Below are 17,830 nucleotides of genomic sequence, written 5' to 3' on the forward strand. Positions count from 1 at the left end.
GCGCCACAAAACAAACGGGCCGGCACCGGAGCGAAACGCTGCTCCGATGCCGGCCCGCCTGGCCGGCTCACCCCGCGCTTACTGGCAGGCTTCGCACTCGTCGAAGCCCGCATCGCCCGGACGCATCATGCACACGGGACCGTCCGCTTCCGGCGCCGTCTCGACAGCCTGCGCGCTCGCTGCCGCCGCGTTGAAACCGCCGTTGCCCGCCGCCGCACCGCCCTTCACACCGCCGCCAAAGCCGCCGTCCGCACCCGAGGCGCCATGGCCGCCGTTACCGCCGTCGCCCGACGGCACCGCGTTCAGCGCGCCGTGCGCGACCGTCGACTTCTCGACGTGCGTGGCCGCCATCGTGCGGAGGTAGTACGTGGTCTTGAGGCCGCGAACCCAGGCGAGCTTGTAGACCTCGTCGAGCTTCTTGCCTGACGCGCCTGCCATGTAGATGTTGAGCGACTGCGCCTGGTCGATCCACTTCTGACGGCGCGACGCCGCCTCGACCAGCCACTTCGGATCGACTTCGAAAGCGGTCGCGTAGATCGCGCGCAAATCCGCCGGAACCCGGTCGATGCGCGACAGCGTGCCGTCGAAGTACTTCAGATCCGACACCATCACTTCGTCCCACAGGCCGCGCGTCTTCAGGTCGCGGACGAGGTAGTCGTTCACCACCGTGAATTCGCCCGACAGGTTCGACTTCACGTACAGGTTCTGGAAGGTCGGCTCGATGCACGCCGACACGCCGATGATGTTCGAGATAGTCGCCGTCGGCGCGATCGCCACGCAGTTCGAGTTGCGCATGCCGTGGGTCGAGATGCGCGAACGCAGTTCCACCCAGTCCATCGATTCCGACGCATCCACTTCCACGTAGCCGCCACGCGCGTCGGCCAGCAGCTTCAGCGAGTCCTGCGGGAGGATGCCGCGATCCCACAGCGAGCCGCGATAGGTCGCGTAACGGCCGCGCTCTTCCGCCAGTTCCGTCGACGCGTAGTAGGCGTAGTAGCAGACGGCTTCCATCGAGCGATCAGCGAATTCCACGGCTTCCTGCGACGCGTACGGCGTGCGCAGCAGGTGCAGGCAGTCCTGGAAGCCCATGATGCCCATGCCGACCGGACGGTGCTTCAGGTTCGAGTTACGCGCCTTCGGCACCGCGTAGTAGTTGATGTCGATCACGTTGTCGAGCATGCGCATCGCGACGCTGATGGTGCGCTTGAGCTTGGCCTGGTCCAGCGCGTAGCTGCCGTCGGCCTGCTTGACCATGTGCGCGACGAGGTTCACCGAGCCCAGGTTGCAGACGGCGATTTCCGTATCGCTCGTGTTCAGCGTGATTTCCGTGCACAGGTTCGACGAATGCACGACGCCGACGTGCTGTTGCGGCGAGCGCACATTGCACGGATCCTTGAACGTGATCCACGGGTGGCCGGTTTCGAACAGCATGCCCAGCATCTTGCGCCACAGCTGGGCCGCCGGAAGCTTCTTGAACAACTTGATCTCGCCGCGCGCGGCTTTCTCTTCGTAAGCCGTGTACGCCTTCTCGAAGTCCGCGCCGAACAGGTCGTGCAGGTCCGGACACGTGGACGGCGAGAACAGCGTCCAGTCGCCGCCTTCCATCACCCGCTTCATGAACAGGTCGGGAATCCAGTTCGCCGTGTTCATGTCGTGCGTGCGGCGGCGGTCGTCGCCGGTGTTCTTGCGCAGCTCGAGGAATTCCTCGATGTCCAGATGCCACGTCTCCAGGTACGCGCACACCGCGCCCTTGCGCTTGCCGCCCTGGTTCACGGCCACGGCCGTGTCGTTCACCACCTTCAGGAACGGCACCACGCCCTGCGACTTGCCGTTCGTGCCCTTGATGTGCGAACCGAGCGCGCGCACACGCGTCCAGTCGTTGCCCAGGCCGCCCGCGAACTTCGAGAGCAGCGCGTTTTCCTTGAGCGCTTCGTAGATGCCGTCGAGGTCGTCGGCGACCGTCGTCAGGTAGCACGACGACAGCTGCGAGCGATGCGTGCCCGAGTTGAACAGCGTCGGCGTGGACGACATGAAGTCGAACGACGACAGCACGTTGTAGAACTCGATGGCGCGCGCTTCACGGTCGATTTCATTGAGCGACAGGCCCATCGCGACGCGCATGAAGAATGCCTGCGGCAGTTCGATGCGCGTACCTTCGACGTGCAGGAAGTAGCGGTCGTACAGCGTCTGCAGGCCGAGGTAGCCGAACTGCAGGTCGCGGTTCTGGTCGAGCGCGGCGCCGAGGCGCTTCAGGTCGAACTGTTGCAGCTTGTCGTCGAGCAGGCCGGCTTCGATGCCGCGCTTGATGAACAGCGGGAAGTATTCGGCGTAACGCTCGCCCATGTCGGCCTGCGTCACTTCCTCTTGAAGGATTTCACGGCGGATCGTGTGCAGCAGGATGCGCGCGGTGACCTGGCTGTAGGCCGGGTCCTTTTCGATCATCGTGCGCGCGGCGAGGATCGCCGAGTCGTAGACCTGCGACATCGGCACGCCGTCGTACAGGTTCTTCACCGTCTCCGCGAGGATCGGGTCGGCCGACACGGCGTCGCCCAAGTTAGCGCAGGCGGAGGCGATCAGCGCCTTTAGCGCGTCGAGATCCAGCGGATGCGACACGCCGTTGTCGGTCACGTTGATGACGCCGCCTTCATGCGACTGCGCGTCCGGGTTCGCCGAGCGCTCTTGCGAACGCTGCTGCGTGCGCTTCTCGCGATACAGCACGTAGGCCCGCGCGACGTTGTGCTCGCCGCCGCGCATCAGCGCGAGTTCGACCTGATCCTGAATGTCTTCGATATGGAACGTGCCGCCATGCGGACGGCTGCGCACGAGCGCGCGCACGACCGCCTGGGTCAGTTGCTCGACGAGTTCGCGCACACGCGCGGAGGCGGCGCCCTGGCCGCCGTTCACGGCGATGAACGCCTTGGTCACCGCGATCGCGATCTTCGACGGCTCGAACGACACCACGCTTCCGTTGCGACGGATGACCTTGTAGTCGGCGAACGTCGTGTTCGGCGCGAGCGCCTGGGCGCTCACGGGCTGCGCGCCGCCCATCGGCTGGGTGGAGGCGCCTTCGAAGGAAGTCGTGGCGGTGTCGGTGGTTTGCATGTGCAAAACTCCTGGTGTTCGAATGGTGCGGATGGTCCGCGGATTTATCACTTATGCCGCGCGTGCGTCATGGGTGGTCATGCGGCGCGCGGTGTTTTGGCGGTCAAGCCGGGCTGTGAATGCAGCAGGCTCTGGAACGCGATTCGCGGCGATGGCGGCCCGCATCGTTCTTGGCGTCCATGCGGTGCCCGCGTTGGCGCGCGGTGTCGGTCGACGCAACTCGCCTTTCCCTTGCATGCTTCTTCACGGTGCTGCTTGCTGGCGCTCGATGCCCGCGCGGCCTCTTCCTGCATGCAAAGAAACCGCCTCGCGCATCGCCCCGGGCCAGCCAAACTTCTTCTACGCCGGAAAGCCAACGGCGCCGGCTCAAGGAGCGGGCGCCGCTTCAACAACACAAGATCTAGTGCAAATTACGTCTGTCGGCACCAAGTATAGTGGGCATCCGCGCAGTCTCAAAAACTTTTTTCTGCTTCTTTGGGATTGACTTTTTCCGCCTCAAGCGCGGCAAAGGTATCGCGCGTCTCCGTGCTGCGTCGCAACGAGAAAAATCTTGCTCGATGTCAGCAGACCGGCTCAGTCGCGCGGCAGGAACGGGAAAAAGGAGGCCGGCAACGCGCTGTCATGACGCAGGCGCGGCCAGTCGAAGTGCGGGCCGGGATCGGTCTTGCGTCCCGGCGCGATGTCGGAATGCCCGGCGAGCGCGTCGATGGGATAGCGCTTCACGAGCAGGCGCACGAGCGGACCGAGCGCGTCGTACTGCGCGTCCTCGAAGGGCAGGCGGTCGCTGCCCTCCAGCTCGATGCCGATCGAAAAGTCATTGCAGCGCTCGCGTCCGCGAAACGACGAGACGCCCGCATGCCACGCGCGTTCGTCGCAGGAAACGAATTGCTGGATCTCACCGTTGCGGCGAATGACGAAGTGCGCCGACACGCGCAATCCGCGCAGCTGATCGAAGTACGGATGCGCGTCGTGATCGAGCTGGTTGAGAAAGAAGTCGGCGATGGCGTTCGTCGTGAAGTCATCGGGCGGCAGGCTGATGTTGTGCACGACGATGAGCGTCGGCGCCGCGTTGCCCGGACGCGCCTCGAAGTTGGGCGACGGCAGGCGCCGCGCGTGTGTGAGCCAGCCCTGCCCGTCGATGTGCGCCGGGTCCGTACTGCTGCCGCCTGTGCTCATCGCGCGTCGCGGCCGGTCGGACGGTTGGCGTGGGCGCGTGCGTGATCCGGGCAGCAGAAGCGCTCGCCCGCGACGACGATCGCTTCGCTGCGCGGCGTGTGGACGCCGCATTGCGCGCAGCGAATCAATGGATCAGCAAGTTGCGGCGGCTGGCTGGTCGCGCCGCCCGTGCCGTTGCCATAGCCGTTGCCGCTACGTGCGCGGCCCGCGCCGTTGAAGCCGCCCGCGGTCGCGCCGCCGGCCTGGGTATCGCCCTGCTGCGCGCGCTCGTTCGCGCGGCGCAGCTTCTTCAGGAGCCACTGGCTCGCGAAGAAGAGGACGATGAGAAGCAGGAGGTTTCGCATGAGTACGATCAGGAAGAAGAGCGCGCCGCTCAGACCACCGCGCGATGCAGCAGCACTTCGAACACGAAGCGGCTGCCGACATAGGCGAGCAGCAGCGCGGCGAACGACGCGAGCACCCAGCGCAATGCGGCGCGTCCGCGCCAGCCGGAGACGCGGCGCGCGGTCAGCAGCGCGCCGAACATCAGCCACGAGAGAAACGCGAACACGGTCTTGTGGTCGAGGCGCAGCGCGCGATCGACCAGTTGCTCATTGAACGCGATGCCCGATACAAGCGTCAGCGTAAGCAGCACGAAGCCTGCCGCGATCAACCGGAACAACAATTTCTCGAGCGTCAGGAGCGGCGGCAGCGTATCGAGCCAACTGGCGAGCCAGCCGTCGCCGGTGTGACGCGAGGCCAGCCCGCGCATGCGCTGCAGGCGGCGTTCGAGCATCAGCATCAGCACGGCGTGCAGCGCGGCAATGGCGAACAGCCCGTAGGCGATGTTGGCGATCAGGAAATGCACCTTGAACATCGGCGCGGCGGAATACGACAGCACGCGCACGCCGCCGAACAGCAGCGGCATCAGCGACGCGACACACGCGAGCGGCAGCACGAGCAGGCGCAGGCCGTCGAGCGGAAAGAAGAAGCTTTCGATCCAGTAAATGCCCGCGCCGAGCCAGAACATGGCAGAGAGCGCGAACGCGAAGCCGAAGATCATCGCGTTCTGGGGAAAGATGGTGGTGTGCAACAGCACGCCATGCACCAGCAACGCCACTAATAATAGTGAGCGTCCGACGCCGCTCATGCCGGACGCCTTCGACCGTACCGCCGACGGCACCGGAGACCGCACCGCCGCCCCGAATCCCGCCGGCGGCATGCCCGCCATCGCCGGCTCCACGGCCGGGTGGCGATGCGCGCGCCAGCCCGCTACGGCAAGGCCGCCGTAGAGAAGCGCAGTGAGGGCATACAGTACAATATCCATGTTCGAAGTTTACACTAGGGCCCCGAGTCACGACGTTTTGCCCCTTGCGCCAGCGCGGGGCAAAACCTGAACCGGCGTACGACACTGTGCCGAAAATGGCCCCTTTCCTACCGTTCCCCCATGCTCGATAACCTCACTCAACGGATGGCGCGCGTCGTCAAGACGCTGCGCGGCGAGGCCCGCCTCACTGAAGCCAACACCCAGGAGATGCTGCGCGAGGTGCGCCTCGCACTGCTCGAAGCGGACGTGGCGCTGCCGGTGGTGCGCGAGTTCATCGCGAAGGTGAAGGAAAAGGCGCTCGGCGAGGAAGTGCTGTCGAGCCTGTCGCCGGGCCAGGCGCTCGTCGGCGTCGTCCAGAAAGAACTGACGGCCGTGATCGGCGGCGATTACGAAGGCAAGGCCGCCGAGCTGAATCTCGCCGTCACGCCGCCCGCCGTGATCCTGATGGCCGGCCTCCAGGGCGCCGGCAAGACCACCACCACCGGCAAGCTCGCCAAGCTGCTGCGCGAGAAGCAGAAGAAGAAGGTCCTCACCGTTTCCGTCGACGTGTATCGTCCCGCCGCCATCCGTCAGTTGCAGACGGTGACCGAGCAGGTCGGCGCGGACTTCTTCCCGTCCGAACCCGACCAGAAGCCCGCGGATATCGCGCGCGCGGCCATCGACTGGGCGAAGCGTCACTTTCATGATGTCGTGATCGTCGATACGGCCGGCCGTCTCGGCATCGACGAAGCCATGATGAAGGAGATCAGCGAACTGCACGGGCTGCTCAAGCCCGCCGAGACGCTGTTCGTCGTCGACGCCATGCTGGGTCAGGATGCGGTCAACACCGCGAAGGCCTTCAATGACGCGCTGCCGCTCACCGGCGTCGTGCTCACCAAGCTCGACGGCGATTCGCGCGGCGGTGCGGCGCTCTCCGTGCGCAATGTCACCGGCAAGCCGATCAAGTTCGTCGGCGTCGCGGAAAAGCTCGACGGCCTCGAAGTCTTCCATCCGGACCGCATGGCGAACCGGATCCTCGGCATGGGCGACATCCTCGCGCTGGTCGAGGAAGCGCAGCGCGGCGTCGATACCGCCGCCGCACAGAAGCTCGCCGACAAGGTCAAGAAAGGCGGCGACTTCGACCTGAACGACTTCAAGGCGCAGCTCTCGCAGATGAAGAAGATGGGCGGACTGTCGTCGCTGATGGACAAGCTGCCCGCGCAGTTCCAGCAGGCCGCGCAAGGCGCGGACATGAACAACGCCGAGAAGCAGATGCGCCGCATGGAAGGCATCATCAATTCGATGACGCGCCAGGAACGCGCCAAGCCCGAACTCATCAAGGCCGCGCGCAAGCGCCGGATCGCTGCGGGCGCGGGTGTGCACGTGCAGGAAGTCAACCGCATGCTCAATCAGTATGAGCAGATGCGCGGCATGATGAAGAAGCTGAAGGGCGGCAACCTGCAGAAGATGATGCGCGGCATGAAGGGCATGATGCCGGGCATGCGCTGAGCGGCTTCGTCGGAACAACCCGCGCTGCGCTCGTCCGACGCGGCGGCAGGCGCGGGTTTATCATGTGGCGCACGCCGCTGTTTTTTTCCACACTAAGTAATCTGCCTTTCCCCCGCCTGCCTTATGAATCGCGAAGAAGCCCTGCATATTTTCAGCCATTCCGAAGAGATTGTGACGGCCGCTGAAGTCAACGCCTCGATCGGCAAGATGGCCACGGCCATCAAGGCGGCGACGCAAGACGACTTCCCGCTGGTGCTCTCCGTCATGGGCGGCGCGGCCGTGTTCACCGGCATGCTGCTGCCGCATCTGGATTTCCCGCTCGAGTTCGATTACATCCACCTGACGCGTTATCGCAATGCCATCAAGGGCGGCAGCGAAATGCAATGGCGCGTGGCGCCGGCGGAGTCGGTGAAGGATCGCACGGTGCTCGTGCTCGACGACATCCTGGACGAAGGCGAGACCATGGCCGCCATCCGCGACCGCATCATGGCGATGGGCGCGAAGACGTTTCTCTCGGCCGTGTTGTGCGAGAAGATCATTCCGAAGGCCAAGCCACTGCGTCCGGATTTCTGCGGCTTCGAAGTGCCGGACCGCTATGTGTTCGGCTGCGGCATGGATGCCAAGGGCTACTGGCGCAACCTGCCGACCATCCGTGCGCTGACCGAGGGCGCGTGAAGCGTCTTCGTTGCCAATAAAAAGCGGCCAAGGCCGCTTTTTTTACAGCTGATGCACGAAGGTGCGTATGCCGGTGAGCATCATCTCGACGGAAATCGCCACCAGCACGAGTCCCATCAACCGCTCGAACGCCGTCACCACGCGCTCGCCGAGCCATTGCTGAATCTTCTCCGCGAGGATCAGCACGACGGCGCAGACGAGCATCGTCACCGTCAGCGCGCCGATCCACTCGAACATCTTGCCGGGCGCCTGCGAGGTCAGCAGCATCACCGTTGCAAGCGCCGACGGCCCCGCCAGCGCCGGAATCGCCAGCGGCACGATGAGCGGCTCGCCGCCGCGCGAGTCGCCGCCCATCGCGCCGTCCGGATGCGGAAAGATCATTCGCAGCGCGATCAGGAACAGCACGATGCCACCGGCGATGCGCAACGAAACATCCGTGAGGTTCATCGCGCGCAAAAAGCGGTCGCCGGCCAGCATGAACACCAGCAGGATCACGAACGCAATCGCCACTTCCCGCAGCACGACCACGCGACGCCGCTCCTTCGCGACGCCGCGCAGCGCGTTGATGAAGATCGGAATGTTGCCGAGCGGATCGGTGATCAGCAGCAACAGGATCGTCGCCGACAGGAAGTTGTATTGCATTACTTCCCGAGCGCGGCCCGGACCTTGCCCGTCACGACAGCCGCCGCTTCCTCGACCGGCAACAGCGTGGCTTCGGTATCGCGACGGCCCTGGTACTCCAGCTTGCCTTCCTTGAGCCCGCGGTCGCCGATCACGATGCGATGCGGCACACCGATCAGTTCCCAGTCGGCGAACATGACGCCCGGACGCTCGCCGCGATCGTCGAGAATCACGTCGATGCCGGCTTGCTGCAGGTTCGCATACAGTGCGTCGGCCTGCTCGCGGACGGCGTCGCTGCGGTCATAGCCCATCGGGCAGATCACCACTTCGAACGGCGCGATGGCTTCCGGCCAGATGATGCCGCGTTCGTCGAAGTTCTGTTCGATCGCCGCGCCCAGCACGCGCGTCACGCCGATGCCGTAGCAGCCCATCTGCATCGGCGCAGGCTTGCCGTTTTCATCGAGGAAGGTGGCGCCCATCGCGTCCGAATACTTCGTGCCGAGTTGGAACACGTGGCCCACTTCGATGCCGCGGCAGATTTCGAGCGTGCCCTTGCCATCCGGCGAGGGATCGCCCGCGACGACATTGCGGATGTCCGCCACTTCGGGTTCGGGCAGATCGCGGCCCCAGTTCACGCCGGTCGTGTGGAAATCGACCTCGTTCGTGCCGACGACGAAGTCGCTCATGTTCGCGACCGTGCGGTCGGCGATCACGCGCACAGGCTTCTTCGTGTTGAGCGGACCGAGGTAGCCCGGCGGCGTGCCGAACCATTCGATAATCTCGGCTTCCGTCGCGAAGCGGTACTCCTTGAGGCCCGGCAGCTTGTTGGTCTTGATGTCGTTGAGCGAGTGATCGCCGCGCAGCATCAACAGCCAGATGGTGGGTTCAGCGCCTTCGTTTTCCGTCGCGAGAATGATCGACTTGATGGTCTTCTCGAGCGGAATGTTCAGGAGCTGCGCGACAGCCTCGCACTTGGCGGCGCCCGGCGTCGGCGTCTTCTTCAGTTCTTCCGTCGGCGCGGCGCGTTGCGCGATCAGCGGCAGCCCTTCCGCGGCTTCGACATTCGCCGCGAACTCCGAAGCCGGGTTATAGGCGATGTCGTCTTCGCCCGTTTCGGCGATCACGTGGAACTCGTGCGAACCACTGCCGCCGATCGAGCCGTTATCCGCCGCCACCGCGCGGAACTCCAGGCCGATGCGCGTGAAGATGCGCACGTACGCGTCGTACATCTTGCGATACGACTCGGCGAGGCCGGCAAGGTCCTTATCGAAGGAATACGCGTCCTTCATGATGAACTCGCGGCCGCGCATCACGCCGAAGCGCGGACGGATCTCGTCGCGGAACTTGGTCTGGATCTGGTAGAAGTTCACCGGCAGCTGGCGATAGCTCTTGATATCGCGGCGCGCGATGTCCGTCACGACTTCCTCGTGCGTCGGTCCCATCACGAAGTCGCGTTCGTGGCGATCCTTGAAGCGCAGCAGTTCCGGACCGTATTGTTCCCAGCGCTTCGATTCCTGCCAGAGTTCGGCGGGCTGCACGGCGGGCATCAGCAATTCGAGCGCGCCCGCGCGGTTCATCTCTTCACGCACGATGGCTTCGACCTTGCGCACCGAACGCAGGCCGATCGGCATGTAGTCGTAGATACCGCCCGCGACGCGGCGGATCATGCCGGCGCGCATCATCAGCTTGTGGCTGACGATCTCGGCGTCGGCGGGAGCTTCCTTGAGAGTGCCGATGAAGAAACGGGATGCTTTCATTCAATTTTTCCAAAAGCGGCGCGTGCTGCGCTGCTGGTGAGCGCCGGAGCAGGCGAAACGAGGGTGAACAACGGAAACCAGACAGCGTTGCATGGGGCCGGAGTGCGAGTCTTGCGCCGGCCACTCGCCTGTCACTGAAGCGAAGATTTTGCCGCCTTCCGGGTTGTCTGGTAAAGCGTCTGGCAAAGCATTGCAGGCGCGGCGCGGGATTCGTGCCCTGAATTGGGGTTCCTGCCGGTGCGCCAGGCCCGTTAACTGTTTATAATCAAAGCAATTTTAAAGGATTCGAAGGTGGTTGTATGCTGGATCGTGAAGGCTTTCGCCCGAACGTCGGCATCATCCTCTTGAACGCGCACAACGAAGTGTTTTGGGGTAAGCGACTGCGTGAACATTCCTGGCAGTTTCCGCAAGGGGGTATCAAATACGGCGAGACCCCCGTGCAAGCGATGTATCGGGAGTTACACGAAGAAACCGGTTTGCTTCCTGAACACGTGAAGGTCATGGGTCGCACCCGTGACTGGCTGCGTTATGAGGTGCCGGACAAGTTCATCAAGCGCGAGGTGCGCGGACATTATCGTGGTCAGAAACAGATCTGGTTTCTGCTGCGCATGGTGGGCCGCGACTGCGACATCTGCCTGCGTGCGACGGACCATCCGGAATTCGATGCCTGGCGCTGGAACGAGTATTGGGTACCGCTGGATGCGGTCATCGAGTTCAAGCGCGACGTTTATCAACTGGCTCTCAACGAGCTGTCCCGCTTCCTGCGGCGTACCAACTCCCGCAGCGAACGCGGCGAGCGAATTGCGCATCATGGGGCGCGCTATCCACGCGTGCTCCAGACGATAACGATCGAAGCACCTGCGGTAACTGCCTCCGGCGCGGCAGTTCAGGCAGAATGCACGGTCAGCGAAGAAGTCACGGTGATCGTGCAGCAGCGCTCACCGTGCGACTGAGTTCCCTTGTTTCAGGTTCTCGGTTCTTCGCACACTTTGACACTCGGCATGACGTGAAGCGGCAGCCCGGCGATACACTCGCCGGGCTGTTGTTTCTATTTCGCCTTTAGCGGCCTTTAGCGCCGGGCGGGTGCCCGAAGCCCGCGCGCATGTTTCCGGGAAATCCAATTGAAAGTCTCTGCTTCACTCGCGTTGCTCGCGGCATCCACGGCCGCACTCGCCGTGCTCGCCGGCTGCTCAAGCTCCAAGACGCCAACGAATCAGGATGACGGCGTCTTCACCTATCTGCTCGACCGCAAGACCACCTGGGCCGAAGACAAGATCGACACGATGCCGCCGCTGCCGACGGACGCGAATCTGCTGCCGTTCAATGTTTCGCAGAACACGCCGCTCAACTTCGCCGTCGACAAATCCACGCTGACGGTCGGCAAGGACGGCGTCGTACGCTATGTGGTCGTGGTCACGAGTCCGGCCGGGGCGCGCAACGTCAACTATGAAGGCATCCGCTGCGACACCTATGAGTGGCGCCGTTATGCCAGCATCAATGACGATCAGAACGGCTGGGACCAGGGCGCCGCGTTCGACTTCAAACGCATCGAGAACGGTGAACTGAACGCCTATCAGGCCGCGCTTTATCAAGACTACTTCTGCACGAGCAAGCTGGTGGTCGGCACGGCCAAGCAGATCGTCGAGAACATCCAGTACAAGCGCACGCAGCGTTCGATCAACACGCGCTGATTCCTGCCGCCACGCATGAAAAAGCCCGCGGACCTTGCGGTCTGGCGGGCTTTTCTATGGCCGCGGTCTTGATGAACCGGCGTCAGACGAGCACCAGGTTGTCGCGGTGGATCAGCTCCGGCTCCAGCATGTAACCCAGTACGCTCTCGATCTCGCCGCTCGGCCGCCGATGAATCAGCCGCGCTTCCGAACTGCTGTAGTTCGTGATGCCGCGCGCCACCTCGCGGCCCTGATCGTCGACGCACGCAATCACCTCGCCACGGGCGAACGCGCCCTTCACGTCGATCACGCCAATCGGCAACAGGCTCTTGCCGTCGGCGGTGAGCTTGTTCACGGCGCCTGCATCGATCACGACGTGGCCGCGCACCTGAAGATGATCCGCCATCCACTGCTTGCGCGCCGCCATGCGCGCCGTACGCGCGATCAGTTGCGTGCCGATCATTTCGCCCGATGCGAGCCGCGTCAGCACGTCGGCCTCGCGGCCGCTCGCGATCACCGTGTTCGCGCCGCTGTGCGCCGCGCGCTTCGCCGCCAGGATCTTGGTCAGCATGCCGCCGCGACCGAGGCTCGACCCGGCGCCGCCGGCCATTTGCTCGAGCTCGGGCGTGCCGGCATCGGCCTGCTCGACGAGCGTTGCGCTGGCATCCTTGCGCGGATCGGCCGTGAACAAACCGCGTTGATCCGTGAGAATCACGAGCGCATCGCCTTCAATCAGATTCGCCACCAGCGCGCCGAGCGTGTCGTTGTCGCCGAACTTGATTTCATCGGTGATGACGGTGTCGTTCTCATTGATGATCGGCACCGCGCCCAGCCGCAGCAGCGTGAGCAACGTCGAGCGGGCGTTGAGATAGCGTTCGCGGTCGGCCAGGTCGGCGTGCGTGAGCAGGATCTGCGCGGTGCGGATGCCGTGCGCGCCGAAGCTGCTCTCGTACACCTGCGCCAGCCCCATCTGTCCGACGGCCGCCGCCGCCTGCAATTCGTCGATCTCGCGCGGCCGCTTGCTCCAGCCGAGCCGGTGAATGCCTTCCGCGATCGCACCCGAACTCACGAGCACGACTTCCTTGCCCTGTTCGCGCAGCGCCGCGATCTGCGCCGCCCAGCGGCCGATAGCCGCATGATCGAGCCCGCGTCCGTCGTTGGTGACGAGGCTGGACCCGACTTTCACTACGATTCGCTTCGCTGCGGCGATGACTGAACGCATCGTGCGCTTTCTCCCTCGGAAGACGTGTTCTTGACGCTCGTTCTTTGAAGCTCGTTCGTTACTCTTTGCCGGCCTGGTCGTCGCGGAAACGGACATCGGCGGCGAGATCTTCCTCTTCCGCCGCGCGCGACGCGTCCGAGTGCTGCGAGATGTAGTCGAAGACCGCGTAGGTCAGCGCTTCACAGCCCTGGCCCGTCAGCGCCGAGATCTCGAACACGGGACCGTCCCACTCGAAACGCTCGACGAAGTCTTTCACGCGCGCTTCGCGCTCGTCGTCCGGCACCATGTCGAGCTTGTTCAGCACGAGCCAGCGCGGCTTTTCGAAGAGCTGCTCGTCATACTTGCGCAGTTCGTTGACGATCGCCTTCGCCTCGGCCACCGGATCGACGTTTTCGTCGAACGGCGCCATGTCGACCAGATGCAGCAGCACGCCGGTGCGCTGCAAGTGGCGCAGGAAGCGATGGCCCAAGCCCGCGCCTTCCGCCGCGCCTTCGATCAGGCCGGGAATGTCGGCGATCACGAAGCTCTTGCTCGGCCCGACGCGCACCACGCCGAGATTCGGCGCGAGCGTCGTGAACGGATAGTCGGCGATCTTCGGCCGCGCGTTCGACACCGACGAAATGAACGTGGACTTGCCCGCGTTCGGCATGCCGAGCAGACCGACGTCGGCGAGCACTTTCAGTTCGAGCTTGAGCATGCGGCGCTCGCCCGGCTTGCCTTCGGTTTTCTGCCGCGGCGCGCGGTTCGTGCTCGACTTGAAATGCAGGTTGCCGAGGCCGCCCGCGCCGCCCTGGCCGACGAGCACTTGTTGATTGTGTTCGGTCAGGTCGGCGATCAACTCGCCCGTTTCCTGATCCGTGATGATGGTGCCGACCGGCATGCGCAACGTGATGTCGTCGCCGCCCTTGCCGTAGCAGTCGGCGCCGCGGCCGTTCTCGCCGTTGCGCGCCTGGTGTTTCTTCGCGAACCGGTAGTCGATCAGCGTGTTGATGTTGCGGTCCGCGACCGCGTAGACGCTGCCGCCGCGGCCGCCGTCGCCGCCGTCCGGCCCGCCGAACGGAACGAACTTCTCGCGGCGCATCGACGCGCTGCCATCTCCCCCGTCGCCGGCGATGACTTCGATCCTCGCTTCGTCAATGAACTTCATGCGTTGCTCCGTCCCGTGTAATTCGAGCTATTGTGCCGCGACCAGGCGATGCCGGTCACTGACTTCGATGAATCCTGCCGATGCACAATTGCTGCACATCAAATGAAAAAGGCCCCGCGAACTTCGCGGGGCCCTGGATGTTCGACCTTGCGGCCTTGATCCTTTTTTCGGTCCTGAAGCCCGTGCGTAAAATTTACGCTGCCGGGACGACGACGACCGTATGCTTGCGGGCAGCGCCCTTGGTCACGAACTTGACGTGACCGTCGGCCAGTGCGAACAGGGTGTGATCCTTGCCGATGCCGACATTCTCACCCGGGTGCATGCGCGTGCCGCGTTGGCGAACGATGATGCCGCCTGCGTTGATTGCCTGGCCGCCGTACACCTTCACGCCGAGGCGCTTCGACTCGGAGTCGCGGCCGTTGCGGGAAGACCCGCCTGCTTTTTTGTGTGCCATTTGCTTAGCTCCTTAACCGGTGCGCTTACGCGTTGATCGCGTCGATGCGCAGTTCGGTGTAGTTCTGGCGATGGCCAGCGTGCTTTTGGTAGTGCTTCCGGCGACGCATCTTGAAGATGGTCACTTTCTTGTGACGACCTTGGGATACGACGGTAGCCTTGACGGAAGCCCCACTCACCAGCGGTGTACCGAACTGAATCGATTCACCTTCGCCTACTGCGAGAACCTGGTCGAGCGTGATTTCAGCGTCAATGTCTGCCGGTATCTGTTCTACTTTCAATTTTTCGCCAACGGCAACCTTATACTGCTTGCCGCCGGTTTTTATGACCGCGTACATTGAGAACCTCACTCTGAATTCAAACTTGTTTCTCCGAATTTCCTGAGCACGCGGGGAGCATGTCTGGAGTTTGCGGAGAACTTTCCACGCACCACGCGCGGAAAACACGCGATTATACATGGGGTTACGCCCAAGGTCAAAGCGCTTTGCCTGCTGCCGCGCAGGCCCGAAGCGCATGCGAACCTCGGTCAAATGCCGTCGAACGGCGTCCGATTTTCCCTCATACCCGCGGACGCATCACAGCGTGCCCCCGTCGTCCGGCCGATTCGCCTTATAATCCGCCGGATTACCCTAACCGCCGATCATGTCGTCCACCGCCACTTCCTCCCCCAACGCCGCCGCACTGCTCGCCCCGATCGCCGAGGACATGCAGCAGGTCAATCGCGTCATCCGGCAGCGCCTGGCATCAGAAGTGATGCTCATCAACCAGATTTCGGAGTACATCATCGGCGCGGGCGGCAAGCGGCTGCGTCCGGCGCTGTTGCTGCTGGTTTCGGGCGCGCTGGGGGACACCACCGGACATCGCCATGAACTCGCCGCCGTGGTCGAGTTCATCCACACGGCAACGCTCCTGCATGACGACGTCGTCGACGAATCCGACCTGCGGCGCGGCCGCCAGACGGCGAATGCGCTGTTCGGCAACGCGGCGAGCGTGCTGGTAGGCGATTTCCTGTACTCGCGCTCGTTCGAGATGATGGTGAGCGTCGGCAAGATGCGCGTGATGGAGATCCTGTCGGTTGCGACCAACATCATTTCCGAAGGCGAAGTGCTGCAGTTGCTCAACATGCACGATCCGGACGTCGACGAAGCGCGCTACATGCAGGTGATCCGCTACAAGACGGCGAAGCTGTTCGAGGCGGCGGCGCAACTCGGCGCGGTGCTGTCAGGCGCGGATGCGCGCACCGAAGCGGCGGCGGCGGAATTCGGCCGGCGCATCGGCACGGCGTTCCAGATCATGGACGACTGGCTGGACTACACCGGCACGCCCGAGTCGATGGGCAAGAATGCCGGCGACGACCTGCGCGAAGGCAAGCCCACGCTGCCGCTCATCTACCTGATGGAGCACGGCACGCCGGAACAGGCGGCGCTTGCGCGCGAGGCGATCGAACAAGGCGGCACGGACCGCTTCGACACGATCTTCCACGCGATCACCACGTCCGGCGCGCTCGATCACACGCTGGAGTGCGCACGCAAGGAAGCCGAAGCGGCGGCGAACGCGATTTCTTCGTTCCCCTCTTCCATCTACAAAGAGAGCCTGCTAGAATTATGTTCTTACTCGACATCGCGGCAGTCTTGAAAGAGACTAAAGCAGCGAAAGAGTCTGAGTCGAGTAAGTCAGCCGTAAAATTCGGGGTGTAGCTTAGCCTGGTAGAGCGCTACGTTCGGGACGTAGAGGCCGGAGGTTCGAATCCTCTCACCCCGACCAGAATTTCCGAAACCCGCATGGTCCGCCATGCGGGTTTTTTGTTTCCGGCGGCCGTGTTCCTGCTTGCTCCTTCAGGGTCAGTCAGCGGGGCCTGCGGCAAGCTCGGAAACCCGTCTGCTATATTTCCTTCCATCTCCGCCCCCTACCGACCAATCGCGTGGACAGCCTCCCCTTATGGGCGCAAATTTGCGCCATCTTTCTGCTGCTCTTCCTGTCCGGTTTCTTTTCCATTTCCGAAACATCGATGATGGCGCTCAACCGTCATCGGCTGAAATATCTCGCGAGCCAGGGTTCGCTGCGGGCTCGCACCACGCAAGGCCTGCTGGCCAAGACTGACCAGCTCCTGTCCGTGATCCTGATCGGCAACAATCTGATCAACACGATCATCCCGGTGCTCACCACGTCGATCGCCCTGCGCACCTTCGGCCACAACAACATGGTGCTGTCGATCACGACCGGCGTCATCGCGTTCCTCATCATCGTGTTCGCGGAGATTGCGCCGAAGATCGTCGGCGCGACGTATCCCGAGAAGGTCGCGCTGCCCGCGAGCCTGATCCTCGCGCCGCTGATGCGCATCGGGCGGCCGCTCATCTGGTTCGTGAACCTGTTCGCCAACGCGATCCTCGCGGCGCTGCACATCAACACGAAGAACAAGCGCGACCAGCGCATCTCGCCCGAGGAACTGCGCACCATCGTGCTCGAAACCGGCAGCTTCATGCCGACCAAGCACCGCAGCATCCTGTTGAACCTATTCGATCTCGAAAACATTTCCGTCGATGACGTGATGATTCCGCGCCGTCGCATCGAGGCGCTGGACTTCGACGCGCCGTTCGACCAGATCCTGCATCAGCTCGAAACCTGCTATCACAACAAGCTGCTGGTCTATCAAGGCGACATCGACCGCGTGATGGGCATCCTGCACGTGCGCAAGACGCTGTCGGCGCTGCATAACCAGGAGCTGGAACGGGAGACGCTGCGCGAATTGCTTTCCGAACCTTACTTCGTGCCGATTGGAACGCCCGTCTTTCAGCAATTGCAGTATTTCCAGGAAAGCGGCCAGCGGATTGCCATCGTGGTCGACGAGTACGGCGAATTGCAGGGACTCGTGACGCCCGAGGACATCATCGAGGAACTGATCGGCGAATTCACGACGACGATTCCACGCGGCGCCGGCTCGCGCGGCGGCTGGGACGCCAACGGCGAATGCATCGTGGCGGGCAGCATGCCGCTGCGCGAACTGAACCGCTGGCTGCACCTGACCCTGCCGACCGACGGTCCGAAGACACTCAACGGACTGATCCTCGAAACACTCGAGGACATTCCGGACGGCGACGTGTCGGTGCGCATCGCTGGCGTGACGTTCGAAGTGATGCGCAGCGACGATCAAGCGATCCGCACGGTGAAGATTTTCCAGCCGACGCCGCCGGTCCGGCGCAGCGCACGCTAGCC

At 63.5% G+C, this 17,830-nt stretch carries 16 protein-coding genes and 1 tRNA gene; 7 read left to right on the plus strand and 10 right to left on the minus strand.

The features are described 5' to 3' along the window. Positions 1-78 precede the first annotated feature (78 nt). From QCE88_RS14380 to QCE88_RS14395, 4 genes are all read right to left on the minus strand, one after another. Entirely contained in the window at positions 79-3,102 is a 3,024-nt protein-coding gene (locus tag QCE88_RS14380) for a ribonucleoside-diphosphate reductase subunit alpha (protein WP_309902919.1), read from the minus strand. 573 nt (positions 3,103-3,675) lie between these two features. Continuing rightward, a complete protein-coding gene (ampD, locus tag QCE88_RS14385; protein WP_309902921.1) occupies positions 3,676-4,278 on the minus strand; it encodes a 1,6-anhydro-N-acetylmuramyl-L-alanine amidase AmpD in 603 nt (200 codons plus the stop codon). After that, entirely contained in the window at positions 4,275-4,622 is a 348-nt protein-coding gene (locus tag QCE88_RS14390; RefSeq protein WP_309902923.1) for a PP0621 family protein, read from the minus strand. Before QCE88_RS14390 ends, ampD begins: the two co-directional genes overlap by 4 nt. 29 nt (positions 4,623-4,651) lie before the next feature. Continuing rightward, positions 4,652-5,584 (minus strand): cytochrome c biogenesis protein CcsA, encoded by a 933-nt coding sequence (locus QCE88_RS14395; protein WP_309902926.1) that lies wholly within the window; start codon positions 5,582-5,584, stop codon positions 4,652-4,654. A 120-nt stretch (positions 5,585-5,704) separates the two neighbouring features. On the opposite strand from QCE88_RS14395, the gene ffh reads away from it, so the two are divergent. Together ffh and QCE88_RS14405 are read left to right on the plus strand one after the other, a co-directional pair. Beyond that, positions 5,705-7,072, plus strand: a complete 1,368-nt coding sequence (gene ffh / locus QCE88_RS14400; protein ID WP_309902928.1) for a signal recognition particle protein — start codon at positions 5,705-5,707, stop codon at positions 7,070-7,072. A 123-nt stretch (positions 7,073-7,195) separates the two neighbouring features. Then, positions 7,196-7,747 (plus strand): hypoxanthine-guanine phosphoribosyltransferase, encoded by a 552-nt coding sequence (locus QCE88_RS14405; protein ID WP_309809915.1) that lies wholly within the window; start codon positions 7,196-7,198, stop codon positions 7,745-7,747. A gap of 42 nt (positions 7,748-7,789) precedes the next feature. Here the strand turns inward: QCE88_RS14405 and QCE88_RS14410 are convergent, their stop codons facing one another. Beyond that, positions 7,790-8,389, minus strand: a complete 600-nt coding sequence (locus tag QCE88_RS14410; protein WP_309833395.1) for a MarC family protein — start codon at positions 8,387-8,389, stop codon at positions 7,790-7,792. After that, a complete protein-coding gene (locus QCE88_RS14415; RefSeq protein ID WP_309902930.1) occupies positions 8,389-10,125 on the minus strand; it encodes a proline--tRNA ligase in 1,737 nt (578 codons plus the stop codon). Before QCE88_RS14415 ends, QCE88_RS14410 begins: the two co-directional genes overlap by 1 nt. A 299-nt stretch (positions 10,126-10,424) precedes the next feature. On the opposite strand from QCE88_RS14415, the gene QCE88_RS14420 reads away from it, so the two are divergent. Next, the gene (locus QCE88_RS14420; RefSeq protein WP_309902933.1) at positions 10,425-11,078 is read left to right on the plus strand and encodes an RNA pyrophosphohydrolase; all 654 of its coding nucleotides are present in this window, start codon (positions 10,425-10,427) and stop codon (positions 11,076-11,078) included. A 168-nt stretch (positions 11,079-11,246) separates the two neighbouring features. Beyond that, entirely contained in the window at positions 11,247-11,816 is a 570-nt protein-coding gene (locus tag QCE88_RS14425; protein WP_309902935.1) for a CNP1-like family protein, read from the plus strand. Positions 11,817-11,898: 82 nt separating this feature from the next. Here QCE88_RS14425 and proB read toward each other — a convergent pair whose 3' ends face one another. The 4 genes from proB to rplU all read right to left on the minus strand — a co-directional run bounded on the left by proB (position 11,899) and on the right by rplU (position 14,955). Beyond that, positions 11,899-13,017 carry a glutamate 5-kinase gene (gene proB / locus QCE88_RS14430; RefSeq protein WP_309902937.1) on the minus strand — a complete coding sequence of 373 codons (1,119 nt, stop codon included), beginning with the start codon at positions 13,015-13,017 and terminating at the stop codon, positions 11,899-11,901. A gap of 58 nt (positions 13,018-13,075) precedes the next feature. Then, on the minus strand, positions 13,076-14,164 hold the full coding sequence (cgtA, locus tag QCE88_RS14435; RefSeq protein ID WP_309902939.1) for an Obg family GTPase CgtA: 1,089 nt from the start codon (positions 14,162-14,164) through the stop codon (positions 13,076-13,078). 193 nt (positions 14,165-14,357) lie between these two features. Further along, positions 14,358-14,618, minus strand: a complete 261-nt coding sequence (gene rpmA, locus QCE88_RS14440) for a 50S ribosomal protein L27 (protein WP_014192314.1) — start codon at positions 14,616-14,618, stop codon at positions 14,358-14,360. A gap of 25 nt (positions 14,619-14,643) precedes the next feature. Continuing rightward, the gene (gene rplU, locus QCE88_RS14445) at positions 14,644-14,955 is read right to left on the minus strand and encodes a 50S ribosomal protein L21 (RefSeq protein ID WP_008342953.1); all 312 of its coding nucleotides are present in this window, start codon (positions 14,953-14,955) and stop codon (positions 14,644-14,646) included. 304 nt (positions 14,956-15,259) lie between these two features. Between rplU and QCE88_RS14450 the strand changes: the two genes are divergently transcribed. From QCE88_RS14450 to QCE88_RS14460, 3 genes are all read left to right on the plus strand, one after another. Continuing rightward, on the plus strand, positions 15,260-16,252 hold the full coding sequence (locus QCE88_RS14450) for a polyprenyl synthetase family protein (RefSeq protein ID WP_309902941.1): 993 nt from the start codon (positions 15,260-15,262) through the stop codon (positions 16,250-16,252). A 52-nt stretch (positions 16,253-16,304) separates the two neighbouring features. After that, positions 16,305-16,381, plus strand: a tRNA-Pro gene (locus tag QCE88_RS14455). 157 nt (positions 16,382-16,538) lie between these two features. Further along, entirely contained in the window at positions 16,539-17,828 is a 1,290-nt protein-coding gene (locus QCE88_RS14460; protein WP_309902943.1) for an HlyC/CorC family transporter, read from the plus strand. Positions 17,829-17,830: the final 2 nt, after the last annotated feature.

The organism is Caballeronia sp. LZ035 (assembly GCF_031451175.1).
GTDB lineage: Bacteria > Pseudomonadota > Gammaproteobacteria > Burkholderiales > Burkholderiaceae > Caballeronia.

Bases quoted from the DNA above. Each gene is read 5' to 3' on its own strand.
- QCE88_RS14380 (WP_309902919.1), bottom strand. From the start codon at position 3,102: ATGCAAACCACCGACACCGCCACGACTTCCTTCGAAGGCGCCTCCACC.
- ampD (WP_309902921.1), bottom strand. From the start codon at position 4,278: ATGAGCACAGGCGGCAGCAGTACGGACCCGGCGCACATCGACGGGCAG.
- QCE88_RS14390 (WP_309902923.1), bottom strand. From the start codon at position 4,622: ATGCGAAACCTCCTGCTTCTCATCGTCCTCTTCTTCGCGAGCCAGTGG.
- QCE88_RS14395 (WP_309902926.1), bottom strand. From the start codon at position 5,584: ATGGATATTGTACTGTATGCCCTCACTGCGCTTCTCTACGGCGGCCTT.
- ffh (WP_309902928.1), top strand. From the start codon at position 5,705: ATGCTCGATAACCTCACTCAACGGATGGCGCGCGTCGTCAAGACGCTG.
- QCE88_RS14405 (WP_309809915.1), top strand. From the start codon at position 7,196: ATGAATCGCGAAGAAGCCCTGCATATTTTCAGCCATTCCGAAGAGATT.
- QCE88_RS14410 (WP_309833395.1), bottom strand. From the start codon at position 8,389: ATGCAATACAACTTCCTGTCGGCGACGATCCTGTTGCTGCTGATCACC.
- QCE88_RS14415 (WP_309902930.1), bottom strand. From the start codon at position 10,125: ATGAAAGCATCCCGTTTCTTCATCGGCACTCTCAAGGAAGCTCCCGCC.
- QCE88_RS14420 (WP_309902933.1), top strand. From the start codon at position 10,425: ATGCTGGATCGTGAAGGCTTTCGCCCGAACGTCGGCATCATCCTCTTG.
- proB (WP_309902937.1), bottom strand. From the start codon at position 13,017: ATGCGTTCAGTCATCGCCGCAGCGAAGCGAATCGTAGTGAAAGTCGGG.
- cgtA (WP_309902939.1), bottom strand. From the start codon at position 14,164: ATGAAGTTCATTGACGAAGCGAGGATCGAAGTCATCGCCGGCGACGGG.
- rpmA (WP_014192314.1), bottom strand. From the start codon at position 14,618: ATGGCACACAAAAAAGCAGGCGGGTCTTCCCGCAACGGCCGCGACTCC.
- rplU (WP_008342953.1), bottom strand. From the start codon at position 14,955: ATGTACGCGGTCATAAAAACCGGCGGCAAGCAGTATAAGGTTGCCGTT.
- QCE88_RS14450 (WP_309902941.1), top strand. From the start codon at position 15,260: ATGTCGTCCACCGCCACTTCCTCCCCCAACGCCGCCGCACTGCTCGCC.